Source organism: Pseudomonas sp. B16120 (genome assembly GCF_044218845.1).
Classification (GTDB): Bacteria; Pseudomonadota; Gammaproteobacteria; order Pseudomonadales; family Pseudomonadaceae; genus Aquipseudomonas; species Aquipseudomonas paracarnis.
This window is the reverse complement of sequence record NZ_CP162588.1, coordinates 4,026,040-4,044,353: the sequence shown is the minus strand read 5'-3', so window position 1 is coordinate 4,044,353 and position 18,314 is coordinate 4,026,040. Positions and strand designations below refer to the sequence as shown.

Genomic DNA, 18,314 nt, shown 5'->3' with positions numbered 1-18,314 from the left:
GTGAAATATGGAACGCAAGCGCAAACGTCACTTCAGCGACAAGATGGAAAAGTTCTGTCTTGCCTACGTCGAGACGGCCAACGCGGCGGAGTCCTATCGAATAGCCTACAACACCGAAAATATGGCAGCAGCCACCATCGGCCGAGAAGGCTACAACACCCTACAGAAGCCCCAGGTTCAAGCCAGGCTCGAAGAATTAAGGAAGAAAGTCATGGAGCGTCACGAAATCACCGTGGACACACTCCTGGCTGAGCTGGAAGAGGCCAGGAAGGCCGCACTGGGTGCCGAAACACCTCAGACATCTGCGGCGGTCTCGGCCACCATGGGCAAGGCCAAGTTATTGGGCCTGGACAAGAAGATCGTGGAGCTTACCGGGAAGAACGGCGCGCCGATTGAAACCAGTTCGACGGTCACGGTTGACCAGAAGGCCTTGAGCTCCGTGCTGGGCTGCCTATGAGCAAGTTGCTCGACTGGGATGTAATGAGCAGCGCGGAACGACAAGCAGCAAAACTCATCAGCGAACATTCGCCGCTGTCGTTCATGCGTGTTTTTTTCCAGCTGAACCAGGGCATGAAGATGCTCTGCAACTGGCACCATCGCTACATGGACCACACAGCCTTGAGGGTGCTGTCTGGTGAGCTCAAGAACGTCGTGTTCAATATGCCCCCAGGCGGCACTAAGACCGAATTCTGGTCAATCCATGTGCCTTCATACGCCATGACCAAGTTCGACCGCACGCGCACGCTCAACGTTTCGTACTCGAAAGCCTTGGTCGAAGAGAACTCGAACCGCATCAAATCCATCATCACCAGCGATGAATATCAGGATTTGTGGCCGTGCGACTTAGGCAAGGCCGATGTGGCCAACTGGGTCATCACCGACGAGCGCGGGCGCAACAAGCATCAGATCTTCAGCAGATCCACTGGCGGCCAGATCACTGGTGTACGTGGCGGCTACATCTCGGAAGGCTTTACCGGTTTCATCAACCTGGATGACCCGGAAAAGGCGGACAGCGCGTTCAGCGCAACCATGCGAGCCAAGGCCCAGCGTATCGTCACCAACACCCTGCGAAGCCGTAGGGCCTCTCCAGACACTCCTGTCATCTGCACGCAGCAGCGCCTGCACACGGATGACGTGTCTGGCTTTCTGCTCAAGGGTGGCATGGGCCTGGACTTCGCGCACATCAAGGTTCCTGCCCTGGTTACTCGCGAGTACATCGCCAGCTTGCCTGAGGAGATACGCGAACACGCCGAGCGCGATGTTTTTGGTAGCCCTTCAATCGTCCGTGGCGGTGTCGAGTATTGGTCGTACTGGCCGGCCAAGGAAACTGTCGTCGACCTGATGGCGCTGTGGGATCGCGACCCATACACCATGGTCAGCCAATACCAGCAAGAGCCCGTAGCGCTGACCGGCGGGATGATTGATGCTGACTGGTTCAAGACCTATGAGCAGTTGCCGTTTCTGGTTTGGCGCGGCGTGTACGTCGATACCGCACAGAAAACGGGCGAGCAGCACGACTTCTCGGTATTCACCCATTGCGGCCTGGGCGTTGACGGAAACCTCTACATCATCGATGTGCACCGCGGCAAATGGGATGCAGGGGATCTTGAGACGGAAGCCTTACGCATATGGCAGAAGTGGAAGGACTGGGACCAGTTCCGGCCGGCGGCACTGCGGTACATGCGAGTGGAGGACAAATCTTCTGGCACTGGTCTCATTCAGACCATCAGCAAGAAAGGTGCAATCCCAATTGAGCCTCAGCCGCGCGGTCCGGCAGCAAACAAGGTGACTCGCTGCATGGATGCTGTTCCATGGATCAAGTCTGGCCGGGTATTTGTTCCGGCTATTTTCGATGACCAGGGCCGCAAAATCGAGCACGTGAAGGATCATCGCGGCGAAACAATCGCCAGCACCGACTGGGTAGCGCCATTCCTAACGGAAGCATCAGCCTTCACGGCCGACGACAGTCATGACCACGACGACCAAGTAGACACCATGTTCGACGCGGTCGCGGACATGCTTATCAGTAATAGCGGCGACTTCTTCTCCGGCAACTGGCTTTAACCGAAAACCCTAAACCGCCCCAACTTTCGTTGGCCGAACTCGGCTGCGCTCATTAAACACGCCCCAAGGAAACGACATGACTGACCAGACTCAGCGTCTTGAGATCGCCACAGTTCGCGCGGAGATCGGCAGCAACATCACCTATCGATTCAACAATGACGCGATTGATGCGGGCGGAATCCCCACGGACTCTGGCTCGATTCCAAACCTTAAGCAGGTGATCAAGTCCATTGAGGATAAGGCAAGCATCTCGACCGCTATTTACCCAACTGTTGCATCGGGTCTTGCTGCAACTGTTGAGGGCGGTATGTTCTTGGTGGCCTCCGCTGATGCCGGCGAGATCTATGAGGTTTGGAGGAAGGTTTCCGGAGTTGCGGTAGATACGGGCAAGCGCGCGTTATCGGCGCAAGCGGCACAGGCCGCAGTTAGCTCTGCGCAGGGCAGTGCAGAGGCTTCAGAAGCCTCTGCGGTAGCTGCTCAGGCAGCAGCGGCTAACGCCGCAGAAGATTTTCAGGATATTTTCGAAGCCGATCAAGTTGAGCGCGAGACAGAATTCAGGGCATTTATGGATGCCAGCGGCTATGAGTCGACATATTTAACATATGGCTCTGGCGTTATTGTTTTGCGTCAAACTCAGCTGGTACAGCGCTCTGGAGAGCTGTACAGGGTTTTGAATGCATCGGATTTGCCGCTTACGCTAGCGGGTAACTGGGTCACCGACGCACCAAAACTTATGGCTGTAGGTGATTCAGCCCTACGCCAGATCCTGGCTGGTCCTGATGGTGCAAAATACGTTTTTGATGGTGACCGCTCCATTCATGACGCTCTTCTGGCCGTTGGGGTTAGTATCTCTCCAGGTAACGGGGTAGCGGACGACATGGGTAAAGTCGTGACCGCTCTTGCCACCACCAGCCAAATAAAGTTCGCGCAAAGCCCTAACGGATACGACTTCAAGTCGAAGGTTTCTATCACGCTGACTAAGGACACTGTGATTGATTTCAACGGCCAGCTTTCGCGCTGGACAAACGGGCAGATCATCCTAAAGTCGCCAACCATTGCCACGGGCTTGACGCTGACGGCAAACGTCGCACGCGCCGCGCTTGTTCTGCCACTGAGCAGCGCGGCAGGGATTCAGCGGGGCGACTTGGTTTACATCACTACCACTATCAAGCCATCGTCCGAGTGGAACGATACAAAGAAGGACTGCGTGCTTGTTAACGGCGTTTCAGGAAACTCCGTTACGCTTGCCGACCCCTTGAATTTCCACTACACAACTGCGGACGCTGGCATCGCGATCAAGGTATATCGCCCAGTTCGTGTTGATTTGAAAAACTTCAACCACTTACTGGTTGCGGCTGATTCCGACCCTACGCAGTACGTTGGAATACAGACAGAGGGCTGCCATGTTGTAAACATAGTTGATAACGTTATCAGGGGGCAGTACCCATTCAATAGAGATGCAAACCCATACAGGGTAGGCATTCAGACGATTGCCTGCCGAGGTATTAACATAATAAATTGTGTTGCAGAGGCTATGTCCTACCATATAGGAATCTATGGCGGCAGCAGGTACATCACTGAGCTCAACACGAATACAAACTACTGCCACCACGGCCATGCGGATGTTGGAGATTATTCTAGTGATTACAAGCTAGTAGGGATGAATGGAGCAAATAACTATCAGAGTATTTCTACTCACCCTGTCATCCGCGCCACAGCCGAAAACTTCAACGTTCATAATGACTACGGGCTATCCAATTTCCGGTGCTTTGGCGGCGGCATAAAGAATGGTGTAATTCGTTCGTCTGTTGATGACACAGCAGAGCTTCCACAATTCCAGAATGCGGCGATGAACGCTGGCTATGAATACCTTTATGATGATGCGGACTTTTATTGCGTAGACGTTGATTTCAGGGTTCCTAACCGCCTGACAAAAGCAGTATTCGGCGTGCGGTACGGCCGGACGGTCACTGTTAGCGGGACGAAGGTCAATGACATCATCACGTCGTTTGGTGGACGAGACCAGGTCAAGCAGCTGATTATCGGCACAGGAAACCGAATTGGCGACAAGTCTTCTCGCACCCCTGGTGTCGCTCTGACGCTTTGTCCAACCCGCATTGATTTCGATGTGCCTCTGGATGCCTATCTGCTGACTGGCGTTTACCACGTTGACCCACGCTCACAGATGGTTCCGCATGCGAATGGGAGACTGATTGCGAGGGGTGGTGTATTCGCCAATCGCACGGTCGCCTCTCCTGTAGGCACCACGCTCCGTGTCCATGTGAACGCCTTTAGCGATTCATCCCAGGCTAACGTTGTCACCGGCAAGATCAAGCTGTTTGCAACGGTTGCGCATTCATCGTCTGGGTCATTTTCCACACAGGAAAAACACTTCAACTTCTCGTTCTCTGTTCAGTCCACGTCGGCACTCTATTTCCCCACAACGGCCGTTTTTACAAGCGGTCTGTCGGGTCAGGCTGGGGAAAATCCAGGTGGTGTGGTGATAACTATCAGCGCCCCATCGTTTGCGGGCGTGTCGCAGATAGGTAGTGGCGCAGATCATTACATGGACCTACCGATCACGCTCACCGCAACGGGCAGCGCGCCGGCATTCAGCTTGAGCTATGAGCTTGAATTGGCAAGATCGTCGTAAGTTTTTGCGCCAGGGAAGGCGCTTTGCCATGCCGACTGATTGAACGTTGCGGACCGGTCATATACCCTACGGCGGCTTCCGGTCAGCTCATAGCGCAACATTTAATCAAAGGGATTGTTTTGCATGGTGGCTTACAAAGAAATAGGTGCAACAGCTAACGGCCACCTTTCCCATCCAAAGTACCGACCTGATATAGACGGGCTTAGGGCAATAGCCGTTCTTTCTGTTGTCGTGTATCACGCATTTCCTTCGCTGCTTACCGGCGGGTTTGTTGGTGTTGACATCTTCTTTGTTATCTCTGGATTTTTAATATCCACCATAATTTTTGGAAGCCTCGACAAGTCTTCTTTCAGCCTGACTGAATTTTATGCTCGTCGAGTTAAGCGTATTTTCCCTGCCTTAATAGTCGTCCTGGTTGCATGCCTTGTGTTTGGTTGGTTTGCCCTTTTCCCGGATGAGTATATGCAGCTTGGGAAGCATGTGATTGGTGGTGCTGGGTTTGTTTCCAACATTATGCTTTGGAGCGAGTCGGGGTACTTCGATACCGCTGCCGACACAAAACCCTTGCTGCATCTATGGTCACTGGGCATTGAGGAACAGTTCTACATCGTCTGGCCTGCTATAGCCTGGGCCATTTGGAAGATCCGCCTGAATGCGCTGACCTTCACGCTGGTCATCTTGTTTGCATCCTTTGCCTTGAATGTAGGCAATATCCACACCGATGGAACTGGCGTGTTCTTCCTGCCGCAAACCCGAATATGGGAACTGTTGGCAGGCACGGTGCTGGCTTATGTGTCGCTGTATTGGCGACAGCAGCGAGCGTTGTTGCTCGTCGACAAGCTGCTTTCACCAATGATTTTTTCTGATAGTCGCCCAGCCGACGGCAGCACCATAAAGAACCTCATGTCTTTCGCTGGCGTACTGATCATTGCGGCAAGCGTCTACATGATGACCAGCGCCTTGAGCTTTCCAGGGTGGTGGGCAGTGTTCCCGTGTACGGGCGCCTTCTTGATCATCTACGCCGGGCCAAGCGCATGGCTTAATCGCCAAGTGTTAGCGAGCAAGCCATTTGTTTGGGTTGGCCTGATCAGCTTCCCCTTATATCTGTGGCACTGGCCGCTGCTCTCGTTCGCCAGAATCATTGAAGGCCAGGTGCCGTCGCCTGAAATCAGGGCTGGCGCGATGGTCCTTTCTATTGTTCTTGCATGGCTGACCTACCGATTGATCGAGACCCCGTTGAAGCGCCGCGACCACAAGCTCAAGACGGCCGCCTTGGTCATGGCAATGGCTGCTATAGCGGGCGCCGGCTACTACATATACAGCCAGGCTGGCATTGCAGGCCGTCCAGCAGTAAAGGCGAGCGAACGATTCAACAGTCAGTTCGTGTCGTCCAACTGGAAATACTCAACAAATGAAACGTGTCTCACCAAGTACCCACTGGCGGGCTCCGAGGATTACGCATGGCGCTTCTGCATGGCCAGCAAGGAAGCCCCGCCCACTGTTGTGTTGATGGGAAACAGTTTTGCGAATCACCTGTATCCTGCCTTTGCCAACACTGATGGTCTCAAGGGTAATAGCGTGTTGTCTTTCGGCGCGTGTGCTGTTGATATCTCGTCGGCCGACATTGCCGTACTGAGCAAACTGGCACCTACATCACCGTGCGCTGGCTCGCGCCCTAAGGATCAGCAGGACCACCTCAGAAACATTATTACCGCAAGCGGCACCGTCAGGTACGCGATCATCGGCGGACTTCACAGCGTTCAGACGTCGGAGGCTATTGCATCTGTCGAGGAAGCAATTGCGTTCGTTAAGTCAAAAGGCGTGAAGCCAATAGTATTTGTTCCCCACGTATCGGCGTACCACGACTTAAAGGGGTGTTTCACTCGCCCATTCAAATTATCGGCAACCTCTGATTGTCAGGTTGACGTGAGCGTCAGGGAGACAATCAATGCTGGATTCGCACCGCTAATTGAAAGCCTGGCCAAGTCAAACCCTGATGTTCCTGTGTTTGATCCGAACGACCTTTACTGTACATCGGATAAATGTTCGCTCGTAATTGATGGGATGCCGGTGTTCCGCGACAAGGACAGCCACTACTCGGAATATGCCAGTGAGAAACTTGGCAAGATGTTCGCCGAGTGGGCCAAGACTCATGCCCCTGGAATCCTTTCTCAATAAAAAACAACCAATACAAAGGCCCGCCATGTGCGGGCTTTTTTATGCCTGGAGAAAAGCATGTCGATCACCGAGCGGCAGTTGCTGCAGATCCTCCCGAACGCCGGCCGCCAAGCCGGCGTTTTTGTTCCTGTCCTGAACACGGCCATGAACCGTTACGGCATCGTCGGCACGCCGCGCGCTGCTGCGTTCATCGCCCAGGTTGGCCACGAGTCGGGCCAGTTGACGCGACTGGTGGAAAACCTGAACTACAGCGCCGACGGCCTGATGAAGACCTGGCCGAGCCGGTTCGACTCGGTACGAGCAACTGCCGCAGCTCGCAACCCTGAGCAGATTGCGAACATCGTGTATGCCGGACGCATGGGTAACACCGCGCCCGGCGATGGCTGGAAGTATCGCGGGCGCGGGCTGATTCAGGTGACCGGAAAGGCGAACTACGCGGTATGCGGCGAAGCCCTTGGCCTGGACCTGATCAATCAGCCCGAATTGCTGGAGCAGTCCCAATATGCAGCGATGTCGGCTGCGTGGTTCTGGTCGGCGAATGGGCTGAATACCCTGGCCGATGCTGGTGACCTGACCAAAATCACTCAGCGCATCAACGGCGGCACCAATGGCCAGGCCGACCGCCAGGCGCTGTACGACAAGGCATTGAAGGTGCTGGCATGATCGCGATCTGGATGAAAATCCTCCCCTATCTGGCCGTGCTGTTGCTCGTGCTCGGCTCGCTATATGGGGTGTACCACCACGGCGTGACGGTCACCAACGATGAGTGGCAGGCCAAGTGGAGCGAGCGGGATGCTCGCGATGAAGCCGCCCAGGCCACCAACGAGGCCGCCGAGCGCACCAAAGAACAATCCCGCCAACAGGCGATCAACAAGGTAGTCCAGAATGGCCAAGCTCTTATCGATACCGCTGCTGCTGTCACTGCTGCTAACCGCGAGTCTGACAGGTTGCGCAGCGCAGCCGACGGCCTTGCCAGTCGCATCGCAGCCAGTCAAGCCGGCGGCAATTCCTGCACTGCCGCCGCAAGCGCGGCAGCTTCCCGCGCCGCCATGGTGCTTGCCGACGTGCTCAAGCGTGCTGACCAGCGAGCGGGCGACCTGGCAGGATATGCTGACCAAAGCCACGGCCGGGGAGTGACCTGCGAGCAGGCGTATGATGCCTTGGGGAAATAGAGGGTTGTGTTCGGTCGGCAGGACGCCGAGGGAGGGGGCCGAAAAGGCTCAGTGACTTTACGAGTGACTTTGTAAAATACGGTTGCGCACTGTTGGGCATCGTTGCAGCGAGCGCCAGGCGCGAAGCCTTGTAGTTAGCGGGCTCTAGAGGAGTCCGCTTGCATGGGGTGCTAGGGGTCGAGTGTTCGAATCACTCCGTCCCGACCATTATTCCTGAGTAAAATCAGACACTTAAGCCGATCAGCTAGATCGGCTTTTTTGTGCCTGCGCAAAACCCGCGAAAAACTACCTGGTGATTTCACTGATATTCAGGTCCGGAACTGCCTCGGACCAGATGATTTCCTCATGGTCTCGCTGGTATTTTTTGGTCATGCCCTCGCTCGCATGACCCGCAGATCTTCTGCCCCTCGAAACGCATGCCTAGGATGTCGGTCCGCCGCTGAGCGGTGATAAGCGCCAGGCCGATTGGCGTTCTGTAGCCAGGCAGGCGACTTTTCCCTGATAGCCTTCAGGCCCTCAGCGGTGTGCCGCTTGCGCTGCTTCTTCTCGACTCGTTTGATGGTGCTGGCCGCTGGGTTGTCCGGGCACAGGCCCTTGGCTGCGGCGTGGTTGAAAAAGTCGACCAACGGCGCGCGGCATTGGTTGGCTGAGCGCGGGGTGAACCATGATCCCAACATGCTCGACGCTGATTACCGGGATGGGGCTGACGAAGCTGGAAGCTCTGTGGCGGGAGCGGGACGCAGACCTGCTGGCTTAGCAGGTAGCAATGACGATAGCCCGGCCCAGCGCCGGGCTATTGTTTCGCCTCAAGGCAACCCGACTGGTAGGTAATCCATAGCCTTTACCGGGCGGGGCTGCTTTCGGCTCCGGGTTCATACGGATGGGCGTGCAGATCGGCATCAACTTTGTTCTCAGCGCGGCCTTTTCCGTTGAAATCGCCCAGTCGACGACCGAGACCAGCAGAGGTGTCCGCTTGCATGGGGCGCCAGGGGGCGGGTGTTCGAGTCACTCCGTCCCGACCATATTATTCAATGAATTAGCCCAATCGGTGACGGTTGGGCTTTTTCAGGGAATAAATGCCCTTCCCAGCATCCGTCGCCATTTTTCATAATCACCACACACCAAGGAAATTTCCCACATCCAACGCCGGTACCCCGTTGTTAGGCTCCCACTCTTTGACCTAACTTCAAGGAGTTACCTGATGACAAAACGTCTAGCCGCCGAGTTCTTCGGCACATTCTGGCTGGTACTGGGCGGTTGCGGCAGTGCCGTTCTGGCTGCCGCCTTCCCTGAGCTGGGCATCGGCTTTGTCGGCGTGGCCTTGGCATTTGGCTTAACCGTATTAACCATGGCCTACGCCGTCGGCCATATTTCCGGCGGGCATTTCAATCCCGCGGTCACCCTGGGTTTGCTCGCCGCCGGGCGGATTGACGGCAAGGACGTGGCGCCCTACATCCTCACTCAGGTCTTGGGCGCGATTGCAGCTGCCGGGGTGTTGTACCTGATCGCCAGCGGCAAGGCCGGGTTTGATGTGTCGGCGGGGTTTGCCACCAATGGTTATGGTGAGCACTCTCCAGGTGGCTTCTCGTTTCTGTCAGTGGTGGTCACCGAGTTTGTACTCACGGCGTTTTTCCTGCTGATTATCCTGGGTGTTACCGATAAGAAGGCGCCGGCCGGTTTTGCGCCGCTGGCCATCGGGTTTGCCCTGGTCTTGATTCACCTGATCAGCATTCCGGTGAGCAATACATCGGTTAACCCGGCGCGCAGTACGGGCGTGGCACTGTTTCAAAGCGATTGGGCGATAGCCCAGTTGTGGGTGTTCTGGGTGGTGCCTTTGCTCGGTGGCGTGTTTGGTGGGCTGGTGCACAGGTTCGTGTTGGCGACAAAACAGTAATCGCTCAGGCCACCTTTGCTCGGCGAGCGGACCGTGTTCTTCATGATCGAGCCGCCTTGTAACGGCTGACCGGGCGCGCCAAACCAAGGTTTTCGCGCAGTGTGGTGCCGGTGTATTCGCGCCGAAACAAGCCGCGCCGCTGTAACTCGGGAATGACCAGGCGGGCAAAATCCTCCAGCCCGCCCGGCAGGTGCGGTACCAGAATATTGAAGCCATCCGCCGCACCTTCTTCGAACCAGCGCTGCAGTTCATCGGCGATCTGAATCGGCGTGCCGATCACGCTGTAATGACCGCGGCCACCGGCAATGCGTCGGCCCAGTTGCGCCAATGTCAGCTGTTCGCGCTGGGCCAGTTCACTCAGCAGTTGCTGGCGGCTGCGTTGACCGCTGTCGGTCAAGGGTAACTCGGGCAGCGGCCCATCGAGGGGGTAGCCGGACAGGTCGAAATTACCCAACATGCGCCCCAGCAACGCCACCCCCACCTCGGGTTCGACCAGCGCCCGGAACGCTTCGAATTTGGCCTGGGCCAGTGCTTCGGTTTGGCCCACCACCACAAACACGCCCGGCATGATTTTCAGCGAGTCGGCCTCGCGCCCGTATTGGCCCAGGCGAGCTTTGAGGTCGCTATAGAAGGCCTGCGCGTCGGCCAATGAGGTCTGCGCGGTAAACACCACTTCGGCGGTCTGCGCGGCCAGTTCACGACCGGTTTCCGAGGAACCAGCCTGCACGATCACAGGCTGGCCCTGGGGCGAGCGCGCCACGTTCAGGGGGCCTTTGACTCGGAAGTGTTCGCCCACATGGTCCAGCACATGGCGTTTACTTGGCTCGTAATAGCGTCCGCTGGCCTTGTCGCGCACGAAGGCGTCGTCGTCCCAGCTGTCCCACAGCCCCGTCACCACCTGATGAAATTCCCGTGCGCGGCTGTAGCGTTCGGCATGCCCCAGGTGCTCGTCGCGACCGAAATTCAGCGCCTCGGCCGCGTTATCCGAGGTCACCAGGTTCCAGCCTGCGCGACCGCCGGAGAGGTGATCCAGCGAGGCGAATTTACGCGCCACGTGGTACGGCTCGTTATAGCTGGTGGTGGCGGTGGCGATCAGGCCGATATGTTCGGTCACGGCACTGAGGGCCGAGAGCAGAGTGAGCGGCTCGAAATGATCCGAACGCGCCATTTGGCTGGCGACCTCACCGGTGGCGGCGGCGATGCTGTCGGCCACGAACAGTGCGTCGAATTTCGCCGCTTCCGCCACCCGTGCCAAATGCTTGTAGTGGGCGAAATCCAGGCCAGCGTTCGCCGGTACGTCGGGGTGGCGCCAGGCGGCCACGTGGTGCCCGGTAGCCATCAGGAAGGCGCCGAGTTTGAGTTGACGGCCCATGCTAGAAATCCTTGCGCAGTTGCACGCCGAAGTAACGCTCATCGTCACGAGGCACGGCGCGGTAGATGTAGTTGCCGCCGCTGGCCAGCAGCGGTGAGTAGGATTTGTCAGCGAGGTTCTTCGCCAACAGCGCCACGCGCCAGCCATTGGTATAGTCGGCCAGGGCCACGCTGGCGTTCCAGAGGCCGTAGGCGCCTTGTTTGGTGTCGAGGTTCTGGCTGATGTCGTACTGCACTTCGCTCTGCCAGCTGTAGTCAGTGCCCAGTTCGATATCCAGGCCGTTATCCAGAGGGATGCTGTAGTCGGCGCGCACGTAGCTTTTCCAGTCCGGGCTGAACGGCAGTGGTTTGCCATTGACGTTGCAGGTTGCTGCTGCGCCTGGCGGGCACGCGAACTGATCGATGCGCGCTCGGGTATAGGCCAGGGCGCCGGAGAGCTTGAGTTGCTGAGTGGCTTGCAGGGCGTAATCGAGCTCGACGCCTTCGGTGCTGACGCTGCCGGCGTTGATCAGGCGCGTCACGACTTGGCCGGCAACCGTGTCAAAAAAGTTGGCCTGGTAGTTGTCGTAGTCACTGTGGAACACCGCCAGGTTGGTGGTCAGGCGGTTGTTCCAGGCCGTGGCCTTGATTCCGGCTTCCCAGGTATTGGAGGTCTCCGGCTTGAGCGCGTCGGTATCGCGCGGCTGCATGTTGAAGAACACGTTGTAGGCCGGGCCTTTGTAGCCACGTGAGTAGGTGAGGTAGCTGGTGATGTTGTCGCTGAGGTCGTACTGCACGCCCAGCCGACCGGACCAACCATCCTCGTCTACCGAACCGGAACTCGACGTCGCCGGTTGAATGCCGCTGACGGTAGTGGCAGAGGTGGACACGCGGCGATGGTCGTACTGCAAGTCGTCATGGGTGTAACGCAACCCGGCGATGCCGCGAAAGCGCGAGGTGAAGTTGAGCGTGGTCTCGCCGAACACCGCGTAGCTGTCGCTGGTGGTGCTGTAGTCGGCAATGCCTCTATCGACCCGCGTCGTGGTGGTGAGGGTACGCTGATAGGTCTCCTCATCCTTGCCATGCATGTAGAACAGGCCGCCGACGTACTCCAAGAACTCGCCTTTGGGCGAGGCCAGGCGCAGCTCCTGGGAATACTGGTCGAACGCCAGGTCGCCCTTGTCAGCGGTGCCGGGGAACGCGGCGGTGACCGTGCCCAGACGGTCGCCATCCTGATATTGAGTGTTGTCCCAGCCGCGCCAGGCGGTGATTGACGTGAGGGTGTAGTCACCCAGATTCCAATCCAACTGCGCCGACAAGCCCTTGTTAATGTCTTCCACATGGCTGCGGGTATCGGTGTTGATATCGCGGTTGTCACTTGAGGCGCGCACCGGTCTCAAGGCATTGCTGAACGCCGGGCTGAGGGACTTGCTGACCACGCCATTGGGCGCGTCGTCGTGGGATTGCATGTAGTCGGCGATCAGGGTCAGTGTCACGTCGTCGTTGGGCGTGAATTCCAGCTTGCCGCGAATGCCCTTGTGGTTGTAACCGTTGACCTCCTGGCCGTTGTGGCGGTTGTCGACGTTACCGTCGTAGCTGCCGAACAAAGTACTGATCGAGCCCTTGAGCACCTCCGGCACCAGGCTGCCACCGATGCCAAAGCGCGTGCGGCTTTCATGGCCGCTGTAGAACGACTGGTCGATAAAACCGTGGGTCTGGGCAGTCGGCGCCTTACTGGTGATATTCAGCACACCGGCCGACGCGTTCTTGCCGAACAGCGTGCCTTGCGGGCCACGCAGCACTTCGATGCGCTCCAAATCCAACAGGTCGAGTGTGGCCTGGCCGGGGCGTGCATAGACCACGCCATCGATCACCGTAGCCACCGTTGGCTCAACGCCCGGCGAGGTTGAAATGGTGCCCACGCCGCGCACGAACAACGAGGTGTCCTTGTTCGAGGCGCCGGTGCGAAAGTTCAGCGACGGCACTTGCTGCGCGATGCTCGCCACCCCGTTGCGATTGTCACGCTCCAGTTGCTCGCCATCGAGCACCGAGACGGCCACCGGGACTTTTTGCAGCGATTCTTCGCGGCGGGTAGCGGTGACTGTCACGGATTGGAGCGTGGGTTCCTGTTCGTCAGCCGCTACAGCGCCGCAGACGGGCAAGGCGCAGAGGCCTGCCAGAAGCAACAAATGGGTGTGCCGTGGAAAGTTATGCATGCTGTGCCCGCTCGAAAAAATACCCTGGTCCGCTGCGGTTCTGCGACCTTCAGCGCCTGAAAATGTCTTGGGCATTCGCTCGAGCGAGTAGCAGACAGTGCGCTTTGTTAGCGCTAACATCGGCATTATTGAAGGCGTCGGTTTAGAGCGTCAAATACTAAAAAATTAGTTTTATATTCCTTTTTGAGGTTTTTGCCGTGAACGAACACAAACCGCGCAAGCGCCGGGGCGCCGGCCGCGTCACCCTCAATACCGTGGCGCGCCAGGCCGGGGTGTCGGCCATTACGGTGTCGCGTTACTTCAACCAACCTGAACAGGTGTCACCCGAGCGCCGTGAACGTATCGCCCAGGTAGTCGCGCAGTTGGGGTATGTGCCGAACCTGGTGGCCGGCGGGTTGGCCTCCGCGCGCGGCAAAATCGTTGCGATGGTGACTCCGAATATCTCGGGGCCGATTTTTGCCAATACGCTGCAGGGCTTCAGCGACACCCTCAATCGTCACGGCTACCAACTGTTGCTGGCCTCCAGCTATTTCAGCGTCGAGCAGGAGGAAAGCGCGGTGCGCGCTTTTCTCGGTTGGTCGCCGGCAGCGCTGGTGCTGACCAGCCGCTTTCACAGCCCTGGCACCGAGAAGATGATCGCCGAGGCAGATATACCGATCGTCGAAACCTGGGACTACGTGCCGGAACGCGCGCCGTTGCAAGTGGGGTTTTCTCATTATGAAGTGGGCGTCACCGCCGCGCGCTACTTGCATGGCAAAGGCTATCGACGCATCGCCTTCGTACAAAACAGTGCAGTGGGCGACTTCAGCGCATTGGAGCGGCGCGATGGATTTACCGCGACCCTCTCCGAGTTGGGTGTGCACCCGTGGGTCTTTGTGCCGGACGCCGACCGTGCGCCCTTCGAAGCCGGCAAGCAAGCCATGGAAGCGCTGATGGGGCAGGCGATCACGCCCGACGCGATTTTCTTCGCCAATGACAACCTCGCCGCGGGCGGTTTGCTGGCCGGTCAACGCGCCGGGCTGAGCATCCCCCAGGACTGCGCCGTATTGGGTTTTGGCGATTACCCGTTTGCCCACATGTTGTTGCCCAGCCTCAGCACCCTCCAGCCACCCGCGTTGGAGATCGGTGTGCTCGCCGCCACACGCGTCCTGCAAAGTCTGGGTGTGTTAGCCACCGATGAGGAAGTTGAGCGCTTGAATCTTTTGCACTGTCAGTTAATTGAACGAGAGAGCACCTGAACAACTTCATTATGGCTAAGTGCAACTAGTGGCTATTGGCTGCCAACGCTCTAAATCAGTGCATTTGGCAATGTTTTGTATTTAATTACCCCCTCGTCCGGAACTAGGGCTATAACTTCCAGTCGATACACCCGGCTAACGCCTGCCTGGGCTATGGCGAACTAATGGCATTGTTCGGTAGTTCTAAATAGCCATACTTTTCGCAACGTTAGATATTCCTCAATGATGTCGTCAGCGCCCATCGATGCTTGCAAAATGCAGATCCCGCATACCGACCAGGTGTGCGCGTGGCTGATGCAGCACGCCGGGCTCAAAATCGCTGATCTGGAACGCGCCCAGCGTTTATCCACTGAGCCTGGCGACCTGCTCGGTTTACTCACGCGCCTGGGCCTGGTGTCCGAGGTCGAACTGGCTCGCGCCTGGGCCGATTTGCTGAATGCGCCACTGCTGCTGGCCGACGCGGCGCCGCCGTTGCTCGACCCGCTTCCCGTGCTCACCGAGCGCTTTATGCGTCATTACCAGGTCGTGCCGATGGGTTGGCATCAGGGCGGGTTGCGCGTAATGGCCGCCAACCCGGCGCAGTGGTATCCGTTCCAGGCCCTGGCGTATGCCTGTGAGGTGCCGGTCTGGCTGGCCATCGGTTCGCGTAATGAAGTCGACACACTGATCGAGCGCTATTACGGCCAGGGCCGTTCCGCCATGGGCAGCCTGATCGAAAACCTCGATGAGCAGGGCGGCGTGCTGGAAGACATCGAGCACCTCAAGGACATGGCCTCCGAAGCGCCAGTGATTCGCCTGGTCAATCTGATCCTGCAGCGCGCCGTGGAACAGCGCGCCTCGGATATCCATATCGAACCCTTCGAAAACCAACTCAAGGTGCGCTACCGCATCGACGGCGTGCTGCACGACGCCGAAGCACCGCCTGCCAGTTCGTCGGCGGCGGTGATCTCGCGGGTGAAGATAATGGCGCGCCTGGACATCGCCGAACGACGCCTGCCCCAGGACGGGCGCATCATGCTGCGCATCCAGGGCAAGGCGCTGGATCTGCGGGTGTCCACGGTGCCCACCAGCTTCGGCGAGTCGGTGGTGATGCGCCTGTTGGACCGGCAAACCGTGCAATTCGATTTCCCCAGCCTGGGCTTTGATGGCCCGCGCCTGGCGGCCTTCCAGGATCTATTGGCGCGGCCCCACGGCATCCTGTTGGTCACCGGGCCTACGGGCTCTGGCAAAACCACCACGCTCTATACCGCGTTGTCGCAGCTCAATACCGCTGAACGCAAGATCATCACCGTGGAAGACCCGGTGGAATATCAGCTTGAAGGGATTAACCAGATCCAGGTCAAGCCGGCCATCGGCCTGGACTTTGCCGGAGCGCTGCGCGCCATCGTGCGCCAGGACCCGGACGTGATCATGATCGGCGAAATCCGCGACCTGGAAACCTGCCGCATTGCCGTCCAATCGTCACTCACTGGCCATCTGGTCCTCTCGACCCTGCACACCAACAGCGCTGCGGCGAGTATCACGCGCTTGCTGGACATGGGCGTGGAAAGCTACCTGATTGCCTCCACGGTCAGCGGTATTCTCGCCCAGCGCCTGGTGCGGCGCCTGGACCCGGCCACGCGAGTAGCCTTCCAGGCCCCAGCGGAATTGATCAAGGAGCATGGCCTGGATCGCCTGACCGAGCAGCGTCCGATCCTGCTTTACCGCGGTGACTATCACGGCCGCAGCGCCCTCACTGAATTGTTGGTGATGAACGATGAGTTGCGTGGCTTGCTGATGGGCCACGCCGACGCCGCCAGCCTCGAGCACGCCGCCCGCCGCGCCGGTTTGCGCACCTTGTATGAAGACGGTTTGCGCCAGGCCCTGGCCGGTGTCACCTCCCTGGAAGAAGTGCTGCGCGTCACCCGCGGAGATGACGCGTGAGCCTGTTCAAGTTCCGCGCCCTGGACAGCCAGGGCGTGGCCCAGAGCGGCACGTTGCAGGCCATTGACCAAGCGGCCGCTGTCGCCGTCTTGCATCAGCGCGGGTGGTTGTTGCTGCACATCGAAACGGCCAGCGGCCCCTTGTTGCGCCAGGCACGTGGGCAGTTGAAGGGCGTAGCGCTGGTGAGTTTCACCCAGCAATTGGCCACGCTACTGGGCGCCGGCCAGCCCCTCGAACGCGCTTTAAACCTGTTGCTCAAGCAAGCCCGCCATCCTCAGGTGCAGGCCTTGATCGAGCGCATTCGCGACCAGGTCAAGGCCGGCAAACCGCTGTCGGCGGCGCTGGAGGAGGAGGGCGGCACGTTTTCCCCGCTGTACCTGAGCATGGTGCGCGCCGGTGAGGCCGGCGGGGCGCTGGAGGGCACCTTGCGCCAGCTCAGCGACTACCTGGAGCGCAGCCAGTTACTGCGCGGCGAGGTGATCAATGCGCTGATCTACCCGGCGTTCCTGGTGGTGGGTGTACTGGGTTCCCTGGCGCTGTTGCTGGCCTATGTGGTGCCGCAATTCGTGCCGATTTTTCAGGACCTTGGCGTGCCGATTCCACTGATCACCCAGGTGATCCTGGCGCTCGGCGAGTTCCTCGGTGCCTATGGCCTGGTGGTGCTGGCCGGGTTGTCGATCAGTGGGTGGATCCTGGCGGCGCGCCTGCGCGACCCCCTGCGCCGTGAGCGTTACGACCGTCACGTGCTGGGCATCCGCGTGATCGGCCCGCTGTTGCAACGGGTGCAAGCCGCCCGCCTGACCCGCACCCTCGGCACGTTGCTCAGCAATGGCGTGGCGCTGCTGCCCGCGCTGGTGATCGCCCGGCAAGTCTGCAGCAACCGTGCGCTCCAGGCGCAAGTGGCGCTGGCAGCGCAACGGGTCAAGGGCGGCGGTACGCTGGCCGATGCGTTCGGTCGCCAGCCGCTGCTACCGGAGCTGGCGCTGCACATGATCGAAGTCGGTGAACAGGCCGGCGAACTGGACAGCATGCTGCTCAAGGTCGCCGACATCTTCGACGTCGAGGCCAAGCGCGCCATCGAACGCTTGCTCGCGGCAATGGTGCCGACCCTGACCGTGGTCATGGCGGTGCTGGTGGCAGTGATCATGCTGGCGATCATGCTGCCGCTGATGAGCCTCACCAGCCATATATGAACTTTCAAGGAGCAGAACCGATGAAAACCCGACACCGCCAAGGCGGCTTCACCCTTTTGGAAATGCTGGCGGTGATTGTGCTGCTGGGCATTGTCGCGACCATTGTGGTGCGCCAGGTCGGTGGCAATGTGGACAAGGGCAAGTACGGCGCGGGCAAGGCGCAACTGGCCAGTTTGAGCATGAAGATCGACAGCTACGCCCTGGACGTGGGCGCGCCGCCCAACAACCTGCAACAGCTGCTCGACAAGCCGGCCAGTGCTTCGAACTGGGCCGGCCCCTACGCCAAGCCTTCGGAGCTGAAAGACCCGTTCGGCCACGGGTTTGGCTATCGCTTCCCCGGTGAGCACGGCGCCTTCGACCTGATCTTCTACGGCCAGGACGGCCAACCCGGCGGCGAGGGCTACAGTGCCGACCTGGGCAACTGGGAATAACC

At 58.6% G+C, this 18,314-nt stretch carries 13 protein-coding genes and 1 pseudogene; 11 read left to right on the top strand and 3 right to left on the bottom strand.

Translation table 11 applies throughout. The annotated features are described in order from the left end of the window. The first annotated feature begins 7 nt into the window (after window positions 1-7). The 6 genes from AB4P90_RS18615 to AB4P90_RS18590 all read left to right on the top strand — a co-directional run bounded on the left by AB4P90_RS18615 (window position 8) and on the right by AB4P90_RS18590 (window position 8,067). Window positions 8-457 (top strand): terminase small subunit, encoded by a 450-nt coding sequence (locus AB4P90_RS18615; protein ID WP_395605244.1) that lies wholly within the window; start codon window positions 8-10, stop codon window positions 455-457. Next, window positions 454-2,064 (top strand): phage terminase large subunit, encoded by a 1,611-nt coding sequence (gene terL, locus AB4P90_RS18610; RefSeq protein WP_395605243.1) that lies wholly within the window; start codon window positions 454-456, stop codon window positions 2,062-2,064. The genes AB4P90_RS18615 and terL overlap by 4 nt, the downstream gene beginning before the upstream one ends. Window positions 2,065-2,140: 76 nt before the next feature. After that, complete coding sequence (locus tag AB4P90_RS18605) at window positions 2,141-4,717, top strand: hypothetical protein (protein WP_395605242.1); 2,577 nt, start codon at window positions 2,141-2,143, stop codon at window positions 4,715-4,717. 123 nt (window positions 4,718-4,840) lie between these two features. Next, window positions 4,841-6,895, top strand: coding sequence for an acyltransferase family protein (locus tag AB4P90_RS18600; RefSeq protein ID WP_395605241.1), 2,055 nt, complete (start codon window positions 4,841-4,843; stop codon window positions 6,893-6,895). A 57-nt stretch (window positions 6,896-6,952) separates the two neighbouring features. Continuing rightward, window positions 6,953-7,558 carry a glycoside hydrolase family 19 protein gene (locus AB4P90_RS18595; protein ID WP_395605240.1) on the top strand — a complete coding sequence of 202 codons (606 nt, stop codon included), beginning with the start codon at window positions 6,953-6,955 and terminating at the stop codon, window positions 7,556-7,558. Next, window positions 7,558-8,067: a DUF2514 family protein gene (locus AB4P90_RS18590; RefSeq protein WP_395606104.1), complete on the top strand. Its 510-nt coding sequence runs from the start codon at window positions 7,558-7,560 to the stop codon at window positions 8,065-8,067. The genes AB4P90_RS18595 and AB4P90_RS18590 overlap by 1 nt, the downstream gene beginning before the upstream one ends. Before the next feature lie 285 nt (window positions 8,068-8,352). On the opposite strand, the pseudogene AB4P90_RS18585 reads toward AB4P90_RS18590, so the two are convergent. Then, a pseudogene (locus tag AB4P90_RS18585) lies at window positions 8,353-8,726 on the bottom strand (integrase); the annotation flags it as partial. Window positions 8,727-9,268: 542 nt separating this feature from the next. On the opposite strand from AB4P90_RS18585, the gene aqpZ reads away from it, so the two are divergent. Beyond that, window positions 9,269-9,961 (top strand): aquaporin Z, encoded by a 693-nt coding sequence (gene aqpZ / locus AB4P90_RS18580; protein ID WP_288856243.1) that lies wholly within the window; start codon window positions 9,269-9,271, stop codon window positions 9,959-9,961. Window positions 9,962-10,001: 40 nt separating this feature from the next. Here aqpZ and AB4P90_RS18575 read toward each other — a convergent pair whose 3' ends face one another. Both AB4P90_RS18575 and AB4P90_RS18570 read right to left on the bottom strand, forming a co-directional pair. After that, window positions 10,002-11,333, bottom strand: coding sequence for an LLM class flavin-dependent oxidoreductase (locus tag AB4P90_RS18575; protein ID WP_395605239.1), 1,332 nt, complete (start codon window positions 11,331-11,333; stop codon window positions 10,002-10,004). 1 nt (window position 11,334) lies between these two features. Continuing rightward, window positions 11,335-13,527 (bottom strand): TonB-dependent receptor, encoded by a 2,193-nt coding sequence (locus AB4P90_RS18570; RefSeq protein WP_289328806.1) that lies wholly within the window; start codon window positions 13,525-13,527, stop codon window positions 11,335-11,337. A 197-nt stretch (window positions 13,528-13,724) separates the two neighbouring features. Between AB4P90_RS18570 and AB4P90_RS18565 the strand changes: the two genes are divergently transcribed. From AB4P90_RS18565 to gspG, 4 genes are all read left to right on the top strand, one after another. Beyond that, window positions 13,725-14,765 (top strand): LacI family DNA-binding transcriptional regulator, encoded by a 1,041-nt coding sequence (locus tag AB4P90_RS18565; RefSeq protein WP_019821135.1) that lies wholly within the window; start codon window positions 13,725-13,727, stop codon window positions 14,763-14,765. Window positions 14,766-15,020: 255 nt separating this feature from the next. After that, window positions 15,021-16,688, top strand: coding sequence for a type II secretion system ATPase GspE (gene gspE, locus AB4P90_RS18560; protein ID WP_230957573.1), 1,668 nt, complete (start codon window positions 15,021-15,023; stop codon window positions 16,686-16,688). After that, entirely contained in the window at window positions 16,685-17,881 is a 1,197-nt protein-coding gene (gene gspF / locus AB4P90_RS18555) for a type II secretion system inner membrane protein GspF (protein ID WP_073452974.1), read from the top strand. Before gspE ends, gspF begins: the two co-directional genes overlap by 4 nt. A 20-nt stretch (window positions 17,882-17,901) precedes the next feature. Then, entirely contained in the window at window positions 17,902-18,312 is a 411-nt protein-coding gene (gspG, locus tag AB4P90_RS18550; RefSeq protein ID WP_019821138.1) for a type II secretion system major pseudopilin GspG, read from the top strand. Window positions 18,313-18,314: the final 2 nt, after the last annotated feature.

What these genes read in the sequence shown, in the direction of transcription:
- gspE (WP_230957573.1), top strand. Translation starts at nt 15,021, where the DNA reads ATGCAGATCCCGCATACCGACCAGGTGTGCGCGTGGCTGATGCAGCAC.
- terL (WP_395605243.1), top strand. Translation starts at nt 454, where the DNA reads ATGAGCAAGTTGCTCGACTGGGATGTAATGAGCAGCGCGGAACGACAA.
- aqpZ (WP_288856243.1), top strand. Translation starts at nt 9,269, where the DNA reads ATGACAAAACGTCTAGCCGCCGAGTTCTTCGGCACATTCTGGCTGGTA.
- AB4P90_RS18600 (WP_395605241.1), top strand. Translation starts at nt 4,841, where the DNA reads ATGGTGGCTTACAAAGAAATAGGTGCAACAGCTAACGGCCACCTTTCC.
- gspG (WP_019821138.1), top strand. Translation starts at nt 17,902, where the DNA reads ATGAAAACCCGACACCGCCAAGGCGGCTTCACCCTTTTGGAAATGCTG.
- AB4P90_RS18575 (WP_395605239.1), bottom strand. Translation starts at nt 11,333, where the DNA reads ATGGGCCGTCAACTCAAACTCGGCGCCTTCCTGATGGCTACCGGGCAC.
- AB4P90_RS18615 (WP_395605244.1), top strand. Translation starts at nt 8, where the DNA reads ATGGAACGCAAGCGCAAACGTCACTTCAGCGACAAGATGGAAAAGTTC.
- AB4P90_RS18605 (WP_395605242.1), top strand. Translation starts at nt 2,141, where the DNA reads ATGACTGACCAGACTCAGCGTCTTGAGATCGCCACAGTTCGCGCGGAG.
- AB4P90_RS18570 (WP_289328806.1), bottom strand. Translation starts at nt 13,527, where the DNA reads ATGCATAACTTTCCACGGCACACCCATTTGTTGCTTCTGGCAGGCCTC.
- AB4P90_RS18595 (WP_395605240.1), top strand. Translation starts at nt 6,953, where the DNA reads ATGTCGATCACCGAGCGGCAGTTGCTGCAGATCCTCCCGAACGCCGGC.